The organism is Rhodococcus sp. IEGM 1366 (assembly GCF_033142425.1).
In the GTDB taxonomy this organism is placed as follows: Bacteria; Actinomycetota; Actinomycetes; order Mycobacteriales; family Mycobacteriaceae; genus Rhodococcus_F; species Rhodococcus_F globerula.
This window is the reverse complement of the sequence record NZ_JAWLRZ010000011.1, coordinates 107,087-124,330: the sequence shown is the minus strand read 5'-3', so window position 1 is coordinate 124,330 and position 17,244 is coordinate 107,087. Positions and strand designations below refer to the sequence as shown.

Annotated in this window: 19 protein-coding genes; 11 read left to right on the top strand and 8 right to left on the bottom strand. The window is 58.4% G+C overall.

Annotated features, from left to right (window positions below):
- The first annotated feature begins 5 nt into the window (after nucleotides 1-5).
- Nucleotides 6-929 carry an HNH endonuclease signature motif containing protein gene (locus R4P64_RS28715; RefSeq protein WP_317823561.1) on the top strand — a complete coding sequence of 308 codons (924 nt, stop codon included), beginning with the start codon at nucleotides 6-8 and terminating at the stop codon, nucleotides 927-929.
- A 131-nt stretch (nucleotides 930-1,060) separates the two neighbouring features.
- On the opposite strand, the gene R4P64_RS28710 is transcribed toward R4P64_RS28715, so the two are convergent.
- Nucleotides 1,061-1,657: a T3SS (YopN, CesT) and YbjN peptide-binding chaperone 1 gene (locus R4P64_RS28710; protein WP_317823559.1), complete on the bottom strand. Its 597-nt coding sequence runs from the start codon at nucleotides 1,655-1,657 to the stop codon at nucleotides 1,061-1,063.
- A 244-nt stretch (nucleotides 1,658-1,901) separates the two neighbouring features.
- Here R4P64_RS28710 and R4P64_RS28705 point away from each other — a divergent pair, with 244 nt between their 5' ends.
- The 6 genes from R4P64_RS28705 to R4P64_RS28680 all read left to right on the top strand — a co-directional run bounded on the left by R4P64_RS28705 (nucleotide 1,902) and on the right by R4P64_RS28680 (nucleotide 7,826).
- Complete coding sequence (locus R4P64_RS28705; protein ID WP_317823557.1) at nucleotides 1,902-2,201, top strand: IS1096 element passenger TnpR family protein; 300 nt, start codon at nucleotides 1,902-1,904, stop codon at nucleotides 2,199-2,201.
- A gap of 19 nt (nucleotides 2,202-2,220) precedes the next feature.
- Nucleotides 2,221-3,288: an IS1096 element passenger TnpR family protein gene (locus tag R4P64_RS28700; RefSeq protein ID WP_317823555.1), complete on the top strand. Its 1,068-nt coding sequence runs from the start codon at nucleotides 2,221-2,223 to the stop codon at nucleotides 3,286-3,288.
- 389 nt (nucleotides 3,289-3,677) lie between these two features.
- Nucleotides 3,678-5,330, top strand: a complete 1,653-nt coding sequence (locus R4P64_RS28695) for a sodium:solute symporter family protein (RefSeq protein ID WP_411742715.1) — start codon at nucleotides 3,678-3,680, stop codon at nucleotides 5,328-5,330.
- Between the two features lie 27 nt (nucleotides 5,331-5,357).
- Nucleotides 5,358-5,489 (top strand): putative transporter small subunit, encoded by a 132-nt coding sequence (locus tag R4P64_RS28690; RefSeq protein ID WP_045071446.1) that lies wholly within the window; start codon nucleotides 5,358-5,360, stop codon nucleotides 5,487-5,489.
- Nucleotides 5,490-5,592: 103 nt separating this feature from the next.
- Nucleotides 5,593-6,036: a MarR family winged helix-turn-helix transcriptional regulator gene (locus tag R4P64_RS28685; protein WP_411742714.1), complete on the top strand. Its 444-nt coding sequence runs from the start codon at nucleotides 5,593-5,595 to the stop codon at nucleotides 6,034-6,036.
- Nucleotides 6,033-7,826 (top strand): long-chain fatty acid--CoA ligase, encoded by a 1,794-nt coding sequence (locus R4P64_RS28680; protein WP_317823550.1) that lies wholly within the window; start codon nucleotides 6,033-6,035, stop codon nucleotides 7,824-7,826. The genes R4P64_RS28685 and R4P64_RS28680 overlap by 4 nt, the downstream gene beginning before the upstream one ends.
- On the opposite strand, the gene R4P64_RS28675 is transcribed toward R4P64_RS28680, so the two are convergent.
- Genes R4P64_RS28675 through R4P64_RS28665 form a run of 3 tightly spaced genes read right to left on the bottom strand, consistent with a single transcriptional unit; the run spans nucleotide 7,823 to nucleotide 9,678 of the window.
- Entirely contained in the window at nucleotides 7,823-8,203 is a 381-nt protein-coding gene (locus tag R4P64_RS28675; protein WP_317823549.1) for a helix-turn-helix domain-containing protein, read from the bottom strand. The two genes, R4P64_RS28680 and R4P64_RS28675, sit on opposite strands and share 4 nt — an antisense overlap.
- A 24-nt stretch (nucleotides 8,204-8,227) precedes the next feature.
- Nucleotides 8,228-9,457 carry a type II toxin-antitoxin system HipA family toxin gene (locus R4P64_RS28670; RefSeq protein ID WP_317823547.1) on the bottom strand — a complete coding sequence of 410 codons (1,230 nt, stop codon included), beginning with the start codon at nucleotides 9,455-9,457 and terminating at the stop codon, nucleotides 8,228-8,230.
- On the bottom strand, nucleotides 9,454-9,678 hold the full coding sequence (locus R4P64_RS28665; RefSeq protein WP_092807465.1) for a helix-turn-helix domain-containing protein: 225 nt from the start codon (nucleotides 9,676-9,678) through the stop codon (nucleotides 9,454-9,456). Before R4P64_RS28665 ends, R4P64_RS28670 begins: the two co-directional genes overlap by 4 nt.
- A 338-nt stretch (nucleotides 9,679-10,016) precedes the next feature.
- Between R4P64_RS28665 and R4P64_RS28660 the strand changes: the two genes are divergently transcribed.
- Nucleotides 10,017-10,241 carry a hypothetical protein gene (locus R4P64_RS28660; protein ID WP_033236028.1) on the top strand — a complete coding sequence of 75 codons (225 nt, stop codon included), beginning with the start codon at nucleotides 10,017-10,019 and terminating at the stop codon, nucleotides 10,239-10,241.
- A gap of 52 nt (nucleotides 10,242-10,293) precedes the next feature.
- On the opposite strand, the gene R4P64_RS28655 is transcribed toward R4P64_RS28660, so the two are convergent.
- Nucleotides 10,294-11,349 (bottom strand): 2,3-butanediol dehydrogenase, encoded by a 1,056-nt coding sequence (locus R4P64_RS28655; RefSeq protein ID WP_095888598.1) that lies wholly within the window; start codon nucleotides 11,347-11,349, stop codon nucleotides 10,294-10,296.
- Nucleotides 11,350-11,506: 157 nt separating this feature from the next.
- Here R4P64_RS28655 and R4P64_RS28650 point away from each other — a divergent pair, with 157 nt between their 5' ends.
- The 3 genes from R4P64_RS28650 (at nucleotide 11,507) to R4P64_RS28640 (ending at nucleotide 13,684) form a co-directional block, all read left to right on the top strand.
- Entirely contained in the window at nucleotides 11,507-12,022 is a 516-nt protein-coding gene (locus tag R4P64_RS28650; RefSeq protein WP_317823543.1) for a DUF3558 domain-containing protein, read from the top strand.
- Nucleotides 12,023-12,053: 31 nt separating this feature from the next.
- Nucleotides 12,054-12,395: a hypothetical protein gene (locus R4P64_RS28645; protein WP_317823541.1), complete on the top strand. Its 342-nt coding sequence runs from the start codon at nucleotides 12,054-12,056 to the stop codon at nucleotides 12,393-12,395.
- Between the two features lie 218 nt (nucleotides 12,396-12,613).
- Nucleotides 12,614-13,684 (top strand): MBL fold metallo-hydrolase, encoded by a 1,071-nt coding sequence (locus tag R4P64_RS28640; protein WP_317823539.1) that lies wholly within the window; start codon nucleotides 12,614-12,616, stop codon nucleotides 13,682-13,684.
- Between the two features lie 17 nt (nucleotides 13,685-13,701).
- On the opposite strand, the gene R4P64_RS28635 is transcribed toward R4P64_RS28640, so the two are convergent.
- The 3 genes from R4P64_RS28635 to R4P64_RS28625 all read right to left on the bottom strand — a co-directional run bounded on the left by R4P64_RS28635 (nucleotide 13,702) and on the right by R4P64_RS28625 (nucleotide 17,242).
- On the bottom strand, nucleotides 13,702-14,055 hold the full coding sequence (locus tag R4P64_RS28635; protein WP_084703074.1) for a UBP-type zinc finger domain-containing protein: 354 nt from the start codon (nucleotides 14,053-14,055) through the stop codon (nucleotides 13,702-13,704).
- Nucleotides 14,056-14,116: 61 nt separating this feature from the next.
- Nucleotides 14,117-15,556 carry an ATP-binding protein gene (locus R4P64_RS28630; protein WP_317823536.1) on the bottom strand — a complete coding sequence of 480 codons (1,440 nt, stop codon included), beginning with the start codon at nucleotides 15,554-15,556 and terminating at the stop codon, nucleotides 14,117-14,119.
- Between the two features lie 9 nt (nucleotides 15,557-15,565).
- Nucleotides 15,566-17,242 carry an FAD-dependent oxidoreductase gene (locus R4P64_RS28625; protein ID WP_033236032.1) on the bottom strand — a complete coding sequence of 559 codons (1,677 nt, stop codon included), beginning with the start codon at nucleotides 17,240-17,242 and terminating at the stop codon, nucleotides 15,566-15,568.
- Nucleotides 17,243-17,244: the final 2 nt, after the last annotated feature.

Sequence of the window (17,244 nt, the reverse complement as noted above, 5' to 3'; positions counted from 1 at the left end):
ACATTGTGAGTATCGCGCACGGTGCTGAGGATTTTGATACGCGTCTGCGGCGCGAAGCAATGCAGTTTCTTACAGTGCGAACCAACGACGGTCTCAACTCCATCAGCAAGCAAGAGCTGCTCGACTTCACCATCGACGGCGAAATGTTCAGACTGATGGATCCCCAACGAGGTATCCGCAAACCACGTCAGCTCTCGTCGGCTCTTTCGATCAGCACGGTTTATCGTCGTGAAGGCGCTGACCGACCATATGAGGATGCGGTCGGAGCTGACGGATTTCTTCGGTACAAGTGGAGCGGCGTGGACCCGGATCACCAGGACAACCGCGGGCTGCGTGCGGCAATGGAGCAGAAAGTGCCGCTGATCTGGTTCTTCGGTGTGGGACCTGGGCAGTTTCAGCCGGTCTTCCCGGTCTACCTGGTTGACGAAGAGGTGGGTCTCCATCAGTTTGTCGTTGCCACCGAATTTGCTCGTGATCTCCACGTGACGGATTCTCCGATCGAATCTCATCTTCGTCGTTACCTAATCGCAGAAACCAAGCGGCGGCTGCACCAGCCGGTATTCCGAGCTACAGTGATGCGGGCCTACGAAACGCGTTGCGCTGTCTGCTCTTTAGGTCACAGCTCATTGCTTGATGCGGCGCATATTGTGCCCGATTCCGATGAAGCTGGAGTAGCTTCGGTGCGAAATGGCTTGGCAATGTGCAAGATCCACCACGCGGCATTCGATGTTCATATTCTGGGGATCAGTCCTGATCTCGTCGTCGAGATCAGGCAGGATCTTCTCGAAGAGATCGATGGTCCGATGTTGGAGCACGGGTTGAAGGAGCGTCACGGTCAGAAGTTGATGGTGATTCCAGCGCTCAGATCTGAACGCCCCGACCCGGAGTTGCTTGCACTGAGCTACAAAAAGTTTCAGTCCGCTGGCTGACGTTGCTCGCAGGACCTGTCGCGGATAGGCGGCCTATGTCGGTTCGGTCCCGGCGCTGGCGAAACCGCCCGCGCGCGTGCATCGCTTAGTTGGAGAGATGCACGCGCGCAATATAAATCGTGGGCCGCTAGCTACTTGCTGGGCGTCGAGGCGACTGCCGTGATGCCAAGCTCACCGTCGGCGTCATCGCCGCAATCGCAGTCACAATCGTCGCCGCAGCCACCGGTGTTGCATTCGCCGGCGTAGCTGTCGTCGTCCTCGTCGCAGTCGAGGGTGCCGCCGAAGGACTCTGCAAAATCGTCGTCGAGTTCGTGAGTGAAGGCGTGAACCTCGTCGACCAGGTTGAGGAGATGCTGCGGGGCGAAGGGGTCCGCATCAAGCATCGTCGAGACCAGCAGGTGGTCGCCACTGAAGGCGAAGCGCAGCCGCGGCCATTCCTGTGCGAGTTCGATCAGCTGCGTCGCAGCATGGGCGGGATTACCGAGGCCCGTGAGGACCGAGGACCAGACGTTGATCTGGGGGCCGTCATCCGCGACGGTCACGTAGACGACAAACCCGTGAACCGGCACGACAATGTCGCCGTCGTCGTCGGTGTCGGGCTCGCTGCCCAGCAGTTCGGCGAGGGTCTGAACGCACAGGCGAACCAATTCGTCGCGCTCGTCCGTCACTAGGGCAATGGCGCCGTTGATGTGAAGGGGCTGGTCGGCGGTCGTGTCGTGGTCGCTCATGGATCCTCATGTTCCGTGCCAGTCCGAGCAGGCGCTGGGCACTGTTTTCGTGCGGTGGGTGTCAGGTCTACGGTAGTCGGCGCACACTCTTGTCCGCTTAGTGGATCATCCAATAGTGTCCCTTTCGACGGGCGCTGAAAGAACTTCGCCGGCGCAGAGCGAGGTGACTCGAGTCCCGACAAATCCGGCAGCGTTGTGGCAGTGAGTATCTCGGCTTGTCGGTAGGTAGATCTAGTCTCCACAAATGACGGGTCAGCGAGTTCAACGAGCTTCACATCTGCGTTTGGTGCCTGTATTTCAAGCGGCACAAACCGTCCGTACGCCGAGGCAGATGCGGAATCAGCGTCGACGGCCGGAGGTGGCGAACTTTGTCATGCGGATCGAACTTGATTGCGTCGCGCCACCCATTTGGCGAAGGTTCTCGGTGCCGTCGAATATCGAACTCGACCAATTACATTCGATCATCCAGGCGGTCATGGGATGGGGTGATCAACACGCACATCAGTGGGGTGAGCGTCCATCATTCAACGAGCAATGGCCCTGATCGGTATATCGCGCGAGAGGTGATCGAGCGCGATGGATATCAGGAAGACGAGTTTGGTGAGGACGAAGTCCGGATCGACGAGGCGGTCACCGCGGTAGGGGAGTACGTCCGATACGAGTACAACGTACGTGCCAAGTGGAGTCACACGTTGTTTCTCGAGCAGATTGTCGAAGACCAGCCGATTTCTGCGCCATCCTGTCTTGACGGCGCGAGAGCGTGCCCGCCGGAGGATTCTGGCGGTCCGGTCGGGTATCTCGAGTTCCTGAACGCGCAGGTGAGTACCGGGCTGTTCGATCCCGAACGTTTTGTTCTCACAGTGTCCAATGCGGCAGTCACCACGTCGGTGGCACTGCATAGGTCACCGCCTGTGGGCAGTTCGCTGTTCGAGAAGTTCTTGCGTCGCCTGTCGGTTCATTCCGCGCCGAAACTGTTTGCCGCAGTTGCCAAAGCGGAGCTAAGTGGTGGGTATGACAACTACTTCGAGACGATGTGTGAGGGAGCAACCCGCCAGTTGCTGTGGCTGCTGAACTCCGCGCGAGGCGGTGGGATTGTGTTGACGGCGTCCGGGTCCCTGCCTCCTGACCTTGTTGTGTCCGCCCGAGACGAACTCGATTGGGACAGTGAGTGGACCGATGCCGCGGGAGGGAGTGACTCGCAATTAGCAGTACTTGTTGAAGTCGCCAAGACCCTGAGATTAGTCCGAAAACTCCGAGGCACTTTGATTCTGACTCGACTCGGCGCGTCAGTTCTAGCGTATGAAGGCGAGCTGTGGCGCCACATCGTGATGACCATGCCGTTGGGAAAGGGCGAGCTGGCGCAGGAAGCCGGCCGAATTCTGTTCCTTACGTTGGCTGCCGGCCTGTCGGAGTCCGAACGTAGTGAAGTGATGATCGAAGGACTCACGGCATTGGGTTGGTCGACGACAGACGGAACACTCCTCGGCGACGACGATTGGATGTGGATGGTGAGAGGCACTCTCCTGTACCTGCGAATGATCGGGGCGATTGTCTCCAATCCGTTGGACCAGCATGTTTCCGCCGATCCTGAGTGGGGCCGACGTTTTGCCAGGATGGTTCTGTCTAAATAATTACCCGATCGAATCGACCGTCGATATCAATCGATGCAGAGTTGTTATATGTGCTGGAAGCGCATGATTTTCCGGCTACGGAATCCCGAATATTTTCGGGTGGCAAAATATGCGAGTTTTTGTTCGAAATTGCCATCATGCTAGGGTCGATCCTCAGTTGTTGAATTGCGTGGTCGAGCCAAAAGCTTGCGCAGAAGATTTATTTTGTGGAGGTTGGGTTTCGGAAAAGGCGAAGTGCGTGTTGCTAGTCAATTGAATATGTGACCGGTGTTGGTATGACGGTCGCTCCTAGGGCGTGCAGAAGCGAAGCGCAAAGATCCTGAACAGGGGTTTTTGTGCGTTGTTCTGCCGATTATGTGCGAAGGATGTGGCATGTGACGGGGTCCGACATGGTCCAGTTCAGTACCTTGGTAATTGTTTCACTGCTTGTTGCTTTTTATGGTGGAACATTTCTGATTTCTCTTCGTATCGGTAAGAAGCAGGAAAATGCCGACGGTTTTATGACCGCCGGAAACAAATTAGGATTTGGTGTTTCGGCCGCGAGTATGACGGCCACTTGGATTTGGGCGTCGTCGATGTACGCATCCGCCACTTCTGGCTACACCTACGGAATCTCCGGCCCCATTCACTACGGTTTGTGGGGCGCGTTGATGATTCTCTTCATTTATCCCTTTGGCCAGCGAATTCGTAAAGTGGCACCGAAAGCCCACACTCTGGCCGAGGTCATGTACGCGCGGCACGGACGCTCGAGTCAGCTGATGCTCGCGGGTTCCAATATCGTCGGCAGTCTCATCAGTCTGATGTCGAACTTCCTCGCTGGTGGTCTGCTGATCGCGTTGCTTTCGCCGTTCAACTTCATTCAGGGTGTGTTCATCGTCGCGTTGGGCGTTTTGCTGTACACGTTGTGGTCGGGTTTCCGTGCTTCGGTGCTGACCGACTTCGTTCAGCTGATCGGAATGCTCGGTGCGGTAGCGGTTTTGGTGCCGTTCATCTTCTTCGCAGCTGGGTTCCCGGCGGCCTTCGAATCCGGCGCAGGCAACCTCACTGCTGAGCAGGGCAACTTCTTCTCGAGCGTTGCCTTCTTCGAACAGGGTGCGCCGTACATCGCGGCAGTTCTTGCCTACGCAATTGGCAACCAGACCATCGCCCAACGACTCTTCGCGGTCCGCGAAGACTTGATCAAGCCCACCTTCATCACCGCAACCGTCGGATACGGCGCAACGGTCATCGGTGTCGGAATGCTGGGTGTTCTCGCGCTGTACCTCGGAATCGAGCCAACTGATGGTGACGTCAACAACCTGATTCCGCAGATGGCCGCGTCGTACCTGCCCGGAATTTTGCTTGCTGTCTTCTTTGTCATGATCATCGGCGCGCTGTCATCGACGGCGGACTCGGACCTTGCTGCACTCTCGTCCATCGTGATGACCGACGTCTACGGCCAGGCTGTCGCCGGCAAGGCTAATGCGAACCCTCGACGGATGCTGCTCATCGGCCGAGTAACGATGATTGTTGCCACGGCGGCGGCTATCTCCTTGGCAAGTCTGCAATTGAGCATTCTGGATCTGTTGGTGTTCGTCGGCGCGCTGTGGGGCGCTTTGGTGTTCCCGGTTATTGCGAGCTTCTACTGGGGCAAGGTCACCAACAAAGCCTTCACTGTGTCGGTGCTGGTGGCTCTTGCTGCCTTCTTGCCCGTCCGATTCAGTTGGGTGCCGATGGATGGGGTGTTCGGGATACTCTCCGACATCGTTGCCGTGGTCGGTATCGGAGTGGTGCTGGGGCTCATGACATTTGGATTCTTCGGTCTGAAGGTTGCGCAGATCGTCGGTGGCCTGGCGATCGTGCTGTCCGCGCCGTTCGCGATCGGCTTCCTGCACGACTACCCAACGCTCAGCGGATCTTTGGTGGCCTATGCCGTCAGTACCGTCGTGTGTTTTGCGATGTCCGTCAATCAGCGTGAGACGTTCGATTTCGAACTGATCAAGCAGCGGACGGGAGACTTCGACGAGGAAGAGTTTCCTGCTGTGGGAGCGTCCGGAAAGTAACCGTCGAGTCACCTGGAAGGAATTCGAATGAGCACAGCTCTACTGACCGTTTATGTTCTGATCTGGCCGGCGTTGGTCCTGGTCGTCTTGGGAGTCATCAGCAAGGGATTCTTCAAGGATTGGGCAACCGCTCGCCGCAACGGTGAAGATCTGGTCTAGCTGTTCACGCCGCCACCGACGCACTTGCTGTCGGTGGCGGCGGTCATATTGCGTCGGACACAGGGGTCGGCGTTATAGTTGCTCAGTGCAACACAACGGAGCAATGTCGCTCACCGGGCCGCCGGCCGTCCATGACGAGCTGGTGCATCTGACGCGACAGCTGATGACGGGGGATCGGCATTCCGACGATCAGCCGTCCATCGCGCAGCACTCGTTCCTCTCGTTCATCGGCCGCAATGACGGCTGCCGGGCAACCGAGATCTCCGACGTTTTCGGCGTCAACCGCTCGACCATCTCGCGCCAAGTGCGTGGATGCATCGACGCAGGCTGGGTGTATGCCGATCCGGGCCCCGTTCGCTTGGGAAATCCGCTCCACCTCACTGACGAGGGTCGCAAATATCTCGACGCCGCCGACGCGCGTCGACTCGACCAAGTCGTCGGCAGGCTGCACGATTGGACTGAGTCCGAGATCGAGGAATTCGCCCGTGCACTTCACCGCTTCAGAATCAGCACAGAATCGCAGACCGACGGAGATGACACCCTGTGAGTGAGTACAGCGCCAAAGCCCAGTTCACTATCTCCGACAACGAGTCGGTGGTGCACACAGTCTTCACTCACGCTGAGCGCACCCCGAACCTCACGGTGTTCTCGCGGCCGATGGGCAACGGGTGGGTCGACGTCTCGGCGAAGGAATTTGCCGAGCAGGTCGTGGGCGTGGCAAACGGGTTGATTGCCGCCGGTGTTCAGCCAGGGGACCGCGTCGCGCTTCTGTCGGCCACTCGCTACGAGTGGACGCTTTTCGACTTCGCCATCTGGGCGGCCGGCGCTGCGACGGTTCCGATCTACGACTCGTCATCGAAGGGCCAGGTTGCTTGGATCCTCGAGGATTCCGAGTCCGTCATGGCCATCGTGGAGACGGGGACGCACGAGCAGTTGTTCCAGGATGCGCCGCCTAGCCTGCGCGCTGTCATGCAGATCGACGCCGGCGCTGTGGCAGAGCTGACCAAGCAGGGCATCGACGTCGACGAAACCGAGCTGAAGAAGCGCCTCGACGGTATCCGCGCTGACGACCTTGCATCGCTCGTCTACACATCCGGTACGACGGGGCGGCCGAAGGGCTGCATCCTCACTCATCGGAATTTCTTGTCCGAGGTGCGCGGCATTCTGACTGCGTCGATCGGTAAGGTCGCGGTTCCGGGGAACCGAGTTCTGACCTTCCTTCCCCTGGCACATGTACTTGCTCGTGCAGTGTCCTTGGCGACGTTCGAAGCTGGTGCTGCGCAGGCGCATTGGTCTGATTTCTCGAACATCACAACGCAATTCGAGCGGTACAAGCCCAATACGATCCTCGGCGTCCCGCGGGTCTTCGAGAAGGTTCGCGACGGTGCGGCGCGGAAGGCGGAATCCGGCGGCAAGGTTCCCGGTGCAATATTTGCTTTTGCAGAAGCAACGGCCAAGGAGTACAGCCAGTCTCTCGACGCCGGTGGCCCGTCCCTGGTGCTCAAGGCGAAGCATGCTGTCGCAGACAAGCTTGTGTACTCGAAGCTGCGCGCAGCACTCGGCGGCGAGTGCTGGTTCGCCATTTCCGGCGGCGGTGCACTTACCCCGGAACTCGGCCACTTCTTCCGTGGGCTCGGCGTTCCGATCTACGAAGGTTACGGACTCACTGAAACCACGGCAGCGCACTGCGTCAACATTCCCGGGGCTCAGAAGATCGGCACCGTCGGGCAGCCTATGGGCGGCAACGGAGTTCGCATCGCCGAAGACGGCGAGATCGAGCTCAACGGTGGAGTGGTCTTCAAGGGTTACTGGAAGAACGAAAAAGCCACCGAAGAGTCCTTCGACAACGGTTGGCTCCGCACCGGCGATCTCGGTGAACTCGACAGTGACGGTTACCTTTCCATCACCGGCCGTAAGAAAGACCTTCTGGTGACGGCAGGTGGCAAAAACGTTTCACCCGGCCCGATGGAAGACCGTATTCGGTCGCATTCCATCATCTCGCAGGCAGTGGTCGTCGGCGATGGAAAGTCTTACGTCACGGCACTTCTGACGGTTGATCCCGAGGTGTTCGAGAAGTGGAAGGCCGATAACGGCAAGCCCGCCGAAGCAACCGTCGCTGAACTGCGTGACGACAATGATCTTCGGGCAGAAATGCAGAAGGCGATCGATGACGCCAATTCGGCTGTCTCGCATGCCGAGTCGATCAAGAAGTTTGTGATTCTCGATCGGGATCTCACTGAGGAAGACGGTGAAATGACGGCAACCCTCAAGATCAAGCGAAACGTAGTCGTCGACCGGTTCTCCAAGGAAATCGAAGGTATGTACACCAAGAGCTAGGAGCGCTTGGGGAACTGCTCGCGGTAGGCCATGACGTCGTCGAGTCGGAATCGGCGGTGGGTTCCGCGTAGCTCGATCGGGAGCTTGCCGGCATCGGCAAGCTTGCGGACATACGTGTCCGAGACGCCGAGAATTTCCGCGGCTTGAGACGTTGTGAGTAGTTCGGCAACGGCACCGAGCGCAACACTGTCACCGCCCGCGAGGTAAGTCAGCAGCGCTACGACGGCATCGCCCACTGAGGCCGGGACGTCGATTGTCACGCCGTCGATCACGAGCGTCGTCGTGGCAGTTGAGGTTTGAGCGAGCGCTGACAGCGCGGTCTTGATCTTTTCTGCGTCGGCGCTACCGACTGCTGAAATTACGTGGTCAATGCTCACGTCGAGCTCCGATCGAAGTAGTTGTCACATCAGTGTTGTCAGGCGATGGCGAAGAAGGCCGGCGAGAAGTTCTGTTGTCCTTGCATCGAATCCGATCTCGGTGCATCGCTCGGCCCAGCCGTGTGCAGCTTTGACCAGCGAGTCGATCATTCGGGTTACCGCGCGTTCGCGAAGTCCGAGCCGTAGTCCGGCGTCGATGAAGTTGGCGCGGGTCAGGCGATTGGCGCGCCCGTACAGGTTCATCGCCATCGGATCATTCCAGCCGGTGTACGGCTGAGTGCTGAGTAGATCGTAAGCCGGACTCGGTTGCCACAATGCGTTGGGCGCGTAGATCGACAGGTTCTTTCCGTGTAAGTCTCCATTGCCGATGAGCCATGAAAAGGTCACTGTGCGAAGCAATTCCAGTGTGGATGCAGATTTGGAGCCGCCGCCCGCTTCGCAGGCATCGGTAAGCGCCGTGATGGCAGTCTCGGTTTTCATCCGGTACTTGGACGCCGGATAGATGCCGGCAACTTGGCATGCATCCTCTTGAGCGATGCGGTGGCCATCGCGACGGTCGAAACGCTCGACAAGTAACGCACTCCTGCCGTCGGCGTCGTGGAGAAGTCGAGTGGTCGGCACGCGTAGCCCACATGCTGCCGCCATTCTCATGAAAAAGTGTTCGTTCTCCGACAACAGTGGGAATCCAACGGGCGGAGTGAGTTTGAGGATCGCGGGCCCGGAGGGAGTGTTTGTCGGTACCGACCACATATTGGCACTGACCTTGGGCTGGACTCCGGAAAGTGCAAGCGGATCTGCGTCGACCGAACCGGCGAGGCGATTGAATAGGCTGTGGAAGTTGGCGTCTCGTTCCGGCGCAAACATCGGTTGCGGTTCCGGTGGGACACTACCAGCGGGCACGATCCGCACATTTCCGATGGTGTCGGCGCCGACGGCCAATAGCAGAGTCAGATGGTCGTCGATCGAGGTTTTGGTCGAGGAAACTACCGCGCCGAGGCGAACACCCTCCGGGAGAAGGCCTGCGAAGAAGGGGGGAACCGCACCGCCGGTGGTGACCACGGGGTAGTGCCCATTCGCGAGCAACGACCATGACACTGAGTGAGATCGGATCGATGACTCGGTCGATGACAGCGTGCTGTAGTCGAATTCGATCGTGTCGTTTGTTTGGCGTGTGAGGGTGGCAACCTGCTCGTCGTCGATGTAGACGTCTGCATTGTCGATGTCCGTCAGCGTCGTGCTGAGAGGGCTGCTCATTGAGGCGCCTCGAGTTCGGCGATCGTGATTGGCTGCAGGCGCAGTCCGAGGGCGTCGGCAATTTCGACGATTGATGCCAGCTTCACAGATCCGGTGCCGTATTCGAGCGCTTGAACGCTGGATCGGGACACCCCGGCTAGGTCGGCGAGTGTTTGCTGGGTGAGTCGGAGTTGGACCCTGCGTTCGGCAAACAACTCACCTATGCGTGCAATTTCAGGCATAGGACTGCTGCGCGTTGGTGAACTTCTACGTGGCTGACTCATTGCCGCTCCTATGCCTTATTTTGCAAGCATAAGTCAGGGTGGGGTCGCAGGGCAATCTCAAATGCTCGTTATGCTTGCATTTTCGTGCATTAGCTTTCCCTTAGCGGGGTAGTCGAGGAGATCGTCCATCGGAGCGTCAACCTACTTGCAGAGTTGGCGTTCCCCACCTTTCAGACCAGCCTGATCGGAATTCAAGTCGTTTGGCGAGAAGAGTTTTCGGGTGTCGCTCGAACCTAACTCCCAATATTGCTGTGACTCGACGTAGCATCCTGAATGTGGCTAGACGATCGGTAACAGTGAGATTTGATTCAGAGGAACTGGAGGCTCTCGAGGCTCTCCGGGAGCTTACGGGCGCGGACATATCCAGCGTCGTGCGCGAAGCAGTCATCGAGCACGCGAAGCGATGTGCCAGGCAGGCGCCGCCGCGCGATATCGGCGACAAGCGTAAGTCCCTGACCTTGAACGATGCCTTCGCGCGATACTCGGCGATGTGTGTTGAGCAGGAGCGGGAAGCTTCCTAAACCAAGGAGCGGTGGAGACATGACGTCCCCACCGCATTTCCCGGTTGTTGAATTATGAACGAACTAGAATCTTGACCGCTGTGTCGTTATGTTCGATCAATGTTGTGAAGCCTTCTGAAATCAACTCTTCGAGTTGAATGCGTCCGGTGATGAACGGGGCGAGGTCGACAACTCCGTCCTGAACCATTTTGATGACGGCTTCATGATCGCGGACGTACGCGATTGTTCCTCGCAGGTCGATCTCTTTGAGGACCAGCTTCTGCATGTCGATGGTCGCGGGCTTGCCCCAAATTGACACGTTGACAACCACTCCCGCGGGTCGAACGGTGTCGAGCATGGTGTCGAGCACTGCGTTGACGCCGGCACATTCGAATCCGATATCCGCGCCGATGCCATCGCTGATCTCGAGAACGCGGGCCTTCACGTCCTCGCTGCTCGGATCGATGACATAGTCAGCGACACCGCTGGACAGTGCCTTTTCTTTACGCGCACCGCTGAGTTCCGTGACGATCGTTGTTGCGCCAAGACCTTTGAGTACTGCGGCGACCAGCAGCCCGATAGGTCCGGCGCCTCCGACAATCGCGATGTCGCCACTTTGGGCGCCGCTACGAACGATGGCATGGTGTGCAACGCTCAACGGCTCGATCAGCGCAGCTTCGTCCAATGGGATGTTGCCGATCTTGTGAACCCAACGTCGGTCAACCACAACCTTTTCGCTGAGTCCGCCACCGCCGCCGGCCAATCCGATGAATCCCATCTGAGTGCACAGGTGATAGTTGCCGGCTTTACACGGAGCACATTCGTTGCAGACGAAATACGGTTCAACGACGACGTTTTCACCCACTTCGACGTCAGTCACGCCCTCGCCGACTTCTTCGACGGTGCCCGAGAATTCGTGCCCCATAGTGACCGGTGCGTTCTCATGAGAGAGGGGGTGGGGGTGGCCGGGCGCCGAGATGAAGATTGGACCCTCGAGGTACTCATGGAGATCGGTGCCACAAATCCCGCACCAGGCGACCTTCAATTTGACGGTACCTGGCCGCACTTCGGGCTCGGGAATGTCTTCGATTCGGATGTCTTTCTGACCGTGGAACCGTGCTGCCTTCATAGATCCGCACCTCACTTCGTTGTGAATCCGCTGGTAGATCAACGTTAGGACTCCGATGGTGGGGTGTGAAGGGTTGCAATGGATTGCAATTGTTGGAACCGGGAGAGCCTCCCGTGCGTCAAATGGTGTGAGATGCGTCGATGGAGGGGAGTGCGCTGTGAGGGTGTGGGGCGCTTGTCTGTCGCTCGCAGCGACCGTTTTGCTCGGGGGATGCTCCTCGACAGTTGAAGGCGAGGCTGTTCGGCCTGAAGGCAACGAGGGACTATTCGACCCCTGTTCCGCGATCCAAGATGATGTGATCACGAGCCTTGGTGTTGACGCGTCGACCGAGGAGAACGGTGTTGCCGGGGTGAGTCAGGCAGAGTTCGTGATCTGTAGCTGGGCATCGGATTGGTATGAACTTGGCGTCTGGTCAACCTTTCATACCCTGGAGGATGTTCGACGCAATCCCGACGACACTGATTTCCGTGACGCTTCTGCGGTAGGTGATGGGGCGATCACCTTTCGTGAGGTGTGGGATGTTGACGGAAGTACATGTTTTGTTGCGCTGCCCGCGGATCAGGGCGCGATATTTGTGAGAATTGATGCATATCAACAGGCTCAGTACCCGGAGGACATCTGCGGTCTGGCCACCAGGCAAGCGATTGCGCTTAAACCGTATCTGCCCAAATAACGCTGCATAGCTAGTGAAAGGGTCAACAGACATGGGGCATCCAATCGGTGACGGATTCCTGCTCAACAGCGATGCTGCCGAGCATTTACGCGCGGCATGTGAAGCGTGGAGTAGTGAACTCAAGGCGCTCAAGATCGACGCCGAGAAGCTTGGAACCCTTGGAGGATTTGGCACCCTCGGTTCGGCTGATGCTCTGAAATCGAAGTTCGAGAACAAGGCTGTTGCTAGGACCGACTCACTAGTCAATGCGTTGGAAAGTCATATCGCAGTAGTCGATGACATGCGTGCGTACTTCCAGAAGTGCATCGACGACGCTACGGAACAGGAGCAGGCGAATGCCGACTCACTCAGAAAGATAAGCCCGGGAAACTGAATTGTCCCGCATTACGCGGATTTCTGGCCTCTGATTTGTGAGGGATTACCAGTAGATGGGTGATCAAGAGAAAATGATAGTGGCTTTACCAGCTGCGGCGGAATCTGCAATGGAACAGCATGGTTACCTCTAGTTTGACGGAGACTTACAAGCATCGTCGCGAATCCGAGAGTGGGGAATGACGATTGAGGAGCGTACCCACAACATAGACTGCAGTCATGTTTTCGAACGAAGTTAGCCGGCGAACCTTCGTCGTGGGAGCTGCCGCCGCGGCTGCCTCAACCCTTGCAATGACGAACGCGTCGGCCTCCGTTCCAGCTTCAGTGAATCCGACTATCACTGCGCGCCAACGATTCTTCGGACCCGAGAATGTTGATCCAGCGACCGGCGAAGTGGATTCGTCAAAGGCGATTCTTTCGTGGTTCGGTGTCACGAATTTTGCGATGGCCATCGCGGGCAACGTCGTTCTACTGGACGCATGGGTTCCTCGAGGCGAGTTCTCGAACTATGTGCCGACCAGCCCCGAAGAACTGGCCGCGCTAGCTCCGAGCCACATCCTGATTGGTCATGGGCATTTCGATCACGCCGCTGACGCTGCCGAAATTGCCTCGATGTGTGGAGCAACCATCGTTGGAACAGACGAGCATTGCAGTCAGATCGCAGAGCAAGCCACAACTGAGCTCCGAACGTTGCCGCTGGATTCTGACCGAACTGACTTCTCGCTATCCAACGGTGTTGCCGTGCACTCTGTTCGACACTTGCACTCCGCGCTGCGTGCCCCGCGAGGCGAGCAACCACCACTTGTTCTTGTGCCCGATTTCAGTCCGGCCATCGAACATCCGCCGACACCTCACGACACTGCACACCTGGCGTCGCATTTCAACGACGCCGAGGGTGGATCGTTGCTCTACCAGTTCGTGGTCGGTGACTTCGTACTGACCTGGCACGACAGCACAGGGCCGCTCTTCACCGACGCTCCGGAGATCCTGGAGGCTATGCGTGCGTTGCCAGCGTCCACAGTTCAGATCGGGTCTATTCAGGGTTACAACCAATACACGAACGGGCTCAGTGACCCGCTCGACTACATCCGAGCACTGCGGCCTTCGCTCTTCGTGCCGGCGCACCATGACAATTGGCTCGCGCCGCTCTCCGCGCCTGCCGTCGCATACGAAGAGAGACTGCGTCAAGCGCTTGCAGGCTTGCCGACGTCACCCGAACTACGACTGCTCACCGATCCGGCAGACTATGTCCAGCCTTCACGGCTCACGTTCGACATACCGGTGAAGTGACAGACGTAGATTCAGATTCAGTGGATGTGCTCCTGCCAATCAGCTGGCACTCGGCCGGCCGGACCAGGAACCGGCTGGTTGGCGGGATGTGAAGTGGGCGGGGCCAATTCAGGACCGTCGTAGGCTTCCTGAGTTTCGAAGCTCCAGAACCAATCCTCGCCAGGCTCGAAACTCTGCATGAAGGGGTGCTTGGTAGCCGCGGCGTGAGCGCTGGCATGTTGTGACGGGGATGAGTCACAGCATCCGATGTGACCGCACTGAGTACATCGACGCAGATGCACCCACCAACCGCCAGCAGCGTCGCATTCGACGCACCCGGCACCGCTCGGCGGCACACTCGGATCAATTCCAGCTGGAAGTCCGTCGGTCATGGTCAGTCCCTTCGTTGAAGTGGCTCTGCTTATTCATCGTGCGCGCCGAGTCGGGCGTGCGCTACTCGGCATCGTCGACATGGTTGCGCTCTGGTCCAGAGATCGGCAGGAGAACACGGAAGCGGGTGTCCCCGGGTTCGGATGTGACCCGAAGTTCACCGTGATGTTTGCCGACAACGATTCTCCACGAAATGTCCAGGCCCAAGCCCGTTCCCTCGCCGACCGGTTTCGTGGTGAAGAAGGGCTGGAAGATTCTGTCGATGACGTCGTCGGGGATTCCCGATCCTGTATCGCAGATTTCGATGCAGACTCGATCGCCGTCGCGGCTGGTGCGAACAGTCAAGGTCCCAGTGCCATCCATAGCAGCGACAGCGTTGTCGATCAGATTGGTCCACACTTGATTGAGTTCGCCTGCATACGCATCGATGGGTGGGAGTGCCCGGTCGTATTCCTTGACGACGGCGATGTCACCGATTTTCTGTCCCAACATGATCAGCGTGCTGTCAAGCAATTCGTGAACGTCGATGGTCTGGAAGGGCGCGCGGTCCATTTGCGAATACTGTTTGGCCGCACCGACAAGCGTGGAGATTCGGGTGGTGGAATCGGCGATCTCGTTCATCAATAGCTCAGACTCGATGGTGTAGTTCAACCAACGGATTGCCCCCTCGAGCACGGACTCGTCCACTGCTGCGGCAACAGTCTCCAGCCAGTTGGTGTCGAGGCCAGCTTGGACGAAGGTTGGTGCTAGGTCCCAACCTTCGCGGATGGAATGGTCCTCGAACCATTCACCCAGGGAGTCTTCTCGATCGGATGCTTCAAGGGGCGTGAGCGTCGGAGCCTTGGCAACAACGTCGGCGACTTCCTCTTGCATATGCATGAGGGTGACAAGTGAGTCGCGATCGTAGAAGCCTGAGGCGATCATCCCCAGTTTGCGCCGCATGCCGGCGACGCGTTCGCGCAACGACGCGGTCGCCCGCACTGCGGCGGCCGCGGGATTGTTCAGTTCGTGGGTCAATCCGGCGGAGAGGGAGCCGAGGGCGAGAAGACGCTCACGTTGATCCATGATCTGGCGGGTGTTCTGGTTCCCGAAGAACACTCCTTCGAGAAGGTGCACAGCCATCGGAAACCATTCGCGCACTACAGCGCCGAACTTGTCGGCGTCGAGAACGAAGAAGGTCGACGGCTTCGTTACACGCAGCGACGCCGAATAGATTTGCGGGACACGATCACCCAAGTACGACGTCCAACCGCCGGAGTAGACGCCTCTCTGGGAGGTGCGCACCATCTCGATGTCTTCGCCGCCGGAGAGTTTCGACATGATTAGCTCGCCCTCGATCAGGACGTAGAAGCACGATGCCGGGTCGCCTTCGAGGTAGACCTGGCCGCGGTCGATTTCAGTGATGTGGCCACTCTGGCAGAGTGTTTCGAGTTGATCGTCGGTGAGCTCCTCGAACAGGAACAGTGTGCGAAGAAGTTCTGGACTGCATTCTGGGACAGACATCAAATCTCCCTATTGTTGAGCGAGATAGCGGTGGACGAACATCACGGCCATCGCTCCTTCACCGACAGCCGACGCGACCCGCTTGGCTGATTCGGCATGCACGTCACCGGCGACAAAGACTCCGGGAACACTGGTTTCGAGGTGGTGGGGTGCTCGGTCGAGGGGCCACCCTTGCGGTGTGATGCCGTCGGCGGCGAGGTCGGGGCCGGCGACGATAAATCCATGTCGATCGCGAACAACAACGTCGCCGAGCCAATCCGTCAGCGGAGCGGCGCCGATGAAGATGAACAGCCAATGTGCGTCGACGATCTCTTCTTCACCAGTTGCTCTGTTCAGCAGCGTGATTCGCTCGAGGTGATCGTCACCGTCAGCGGCGATTACTTCGGTGCAGGCGCGAACCGATATCTTCGGATTTTTCTCGATCTGCTGAATCAGGTAGTAGGACATGGATGCTTCGAGTGAAGCGCCCCGGATGAGGATCGTGACGGATCGTGCACCGCGTGAAAGATAAACAGCTGCTTGGCCGGCGGAGTTTGCCCCACCCACGATGTAGACATCCTGCTCGCTACATCGCGCGGCCTCGGTGACAGAAGACCCGTAGTACACGCCTCGGCCGGTGAACGTGTCGAGCCCGGGAGCCGAAAGTTGACGGTACGAAACACCCGTGGCCAAGATGACAGAATGCGCATCAACGGATGTGCCGTCGTCGAAACGAACTGTGCGGGCAGAGCCGTTGATTTCGAGACCCGTCACATCGCGGGCTGTGATGACCTCAGCGCCGAACTTTGTTGCCTGCCTCCGCGCGCGATCGGCCAACTGTGATCCGGAAACACCGTCCGGGAAGCCGAGATAGTTCTCGATACGCGAGCTTTGACCGGCCTGTCCACCTGTGGCGCGTCGTTCGATGAGGACAGTTCGCAAACCCTCCGAGGCTCCATAGAGAGCAGCACCCAACCCCGCCGGTCCACCGCCGATGACAACCAAATCGTAGAAGTCCTCGGACAGGGTGGTGCTCAGGCCGAGTTTGTCCGCGAGTTCGGTGTCCGTCGGCTCGACCAGTACGTCACCATTGGGAGCAATGACGACGGGAAGGTTTAACTCGTCGACCCCTGCGGCGGTAAGGAGTCGTTGTCCCTCAGGCTCGTCCGACATGTACCAGCGGTAGGCAAGTTGATTGCGTGCCAGGAACTCTCGAACATCAGAGGATCGTCCAGACCAACGATGACCGACGACTTTGGTTTCCTCCGCAGGGTGGTGACTGGAGCCGGCCCAGGCGTCGAGGAGAGCGTCGATGACCGGGTAGAGCTTTTCTTCCGGTGGGTCCCAGGGTTTGAGCAGGTAGTGATCGAGGTCGACGACGTTGATGGCGTCGATCGCGGCCTCGGTATCTGCATACGCAGTAAGTAGAACGCGCCGAGCTATGGGGTAGAGATCCATTGCCTGCTCGAGAAATTCGATTCCGCTCAAACCGGGCATGCGGTAGTCGGCGACGATGACGGCGACAGCGTCTCCGCGAAGCTTCATTTCGCGCAGAGTTTCGAGCGCCTGATCGCCCGATTCGGCGCGGATGATCCGATATTTCTCGCCGTAGCGTTTACGAAGGTCGCGGACGACGGCGCGGGAAACCCCGGGGTCGTCGTCGACGCTGAGGATAGCTGGTTTGGCAGGTGCTTTCGGCGTGTTCACTC

What these genes read in the sequence shown, in the direction of transcription:
- R4P64_RS28630 (WP_317823536.1), bottom strand. Translation starts at nt 15,556, where the DNA reads ATGTCTGTCCCAGAATGCAGTCCAGAACTTCTTCGCACACTGTTCCTG.
- R4P64_RS28665 (WP_092807465.1), bottom strand. Translation starts at nt 9,678, where the DNA reads ATGCCTGAAATTGCACGCATAGGTGAGTTGTTTGCCGAACGCAGGGTC.
- R4P64_RS28635 (WP_084703074.1), bottom strand. Translation starts at nt 14,055, where the DNA reads ATGACCGACGGACTTCCAGCTGGAATTGATCCGAGTGTGCCGCCGAGC.
- R4P64_RS28670 (WP_317823547.1), bottom strand. Translation starts at nt 9,457, where the DNA reads ATGAGCAGCCCTCTCAGCACGACGCTGACGGACATCGACAATGCAGAC.
- R4P64_RS28710 (WP_317823559.1), bottom strand. Translation starts at nt 1,657, where the DNA reads ATGAGCGACCACGACACGACCGCCGACCAGCCCCTTCACATCAACGGC.
- R4P64_RS28690 (WP_045071446.1), top strand. Translation starts at nt 5,358, where the DNA reads ATGAGCACAGCTCTACTGACCGTTTATGTTCTGATCTGGCCGGCGTTG.
- R4P64_RS28655 (WP_095888598.1), bottom strand. Translation starts at nt 11,349, where the DNA reads ATGAAGGCAGCACGGTTCCACGGTCAGAAAGACATCCGAATCGAAGAC.
- R4P64_RS28645 (WP_317823541.1), top strand. Translation starts at nt 12,054, where the DNA reads ATGGGGCATCCAATCGGTGACGGATTCCTGCTCAACAGCGATGCTGCC.
- R4P64_RS28685 (WP_411742714.1), top strand. Translation starts at nt 5,593, where the DNA reads ATGTCGCTCACCGGGCCGCCGGCCGTCCATGACGAGCTGGTGCATCTG.
- R4P64_RS28640 (WP_317823539.1), top strand. Translation starts at nt 12,614, where the DNA reads ATGTTTTCGAACGAAGTTAGCCGGCGAACCTTCGTCGTGGGAGCTGCC.
- R4P64_RS28695 (WP_411742715.1), top strand. Translation starts at nt 3,678, where the DNA reads ATGGTCCAGTTCAGTACCTTGGTAATTGTTTCACTGCTTGTTGCTTTT.
- R4P64_RS28705 (WP_317823557.1), top strand. Translation starts at nt 1,902, where the DNA reads ATGACGGGTCAGCGAGTTCAACGAGCTTCACATCTGCGTTTGGTGCCT.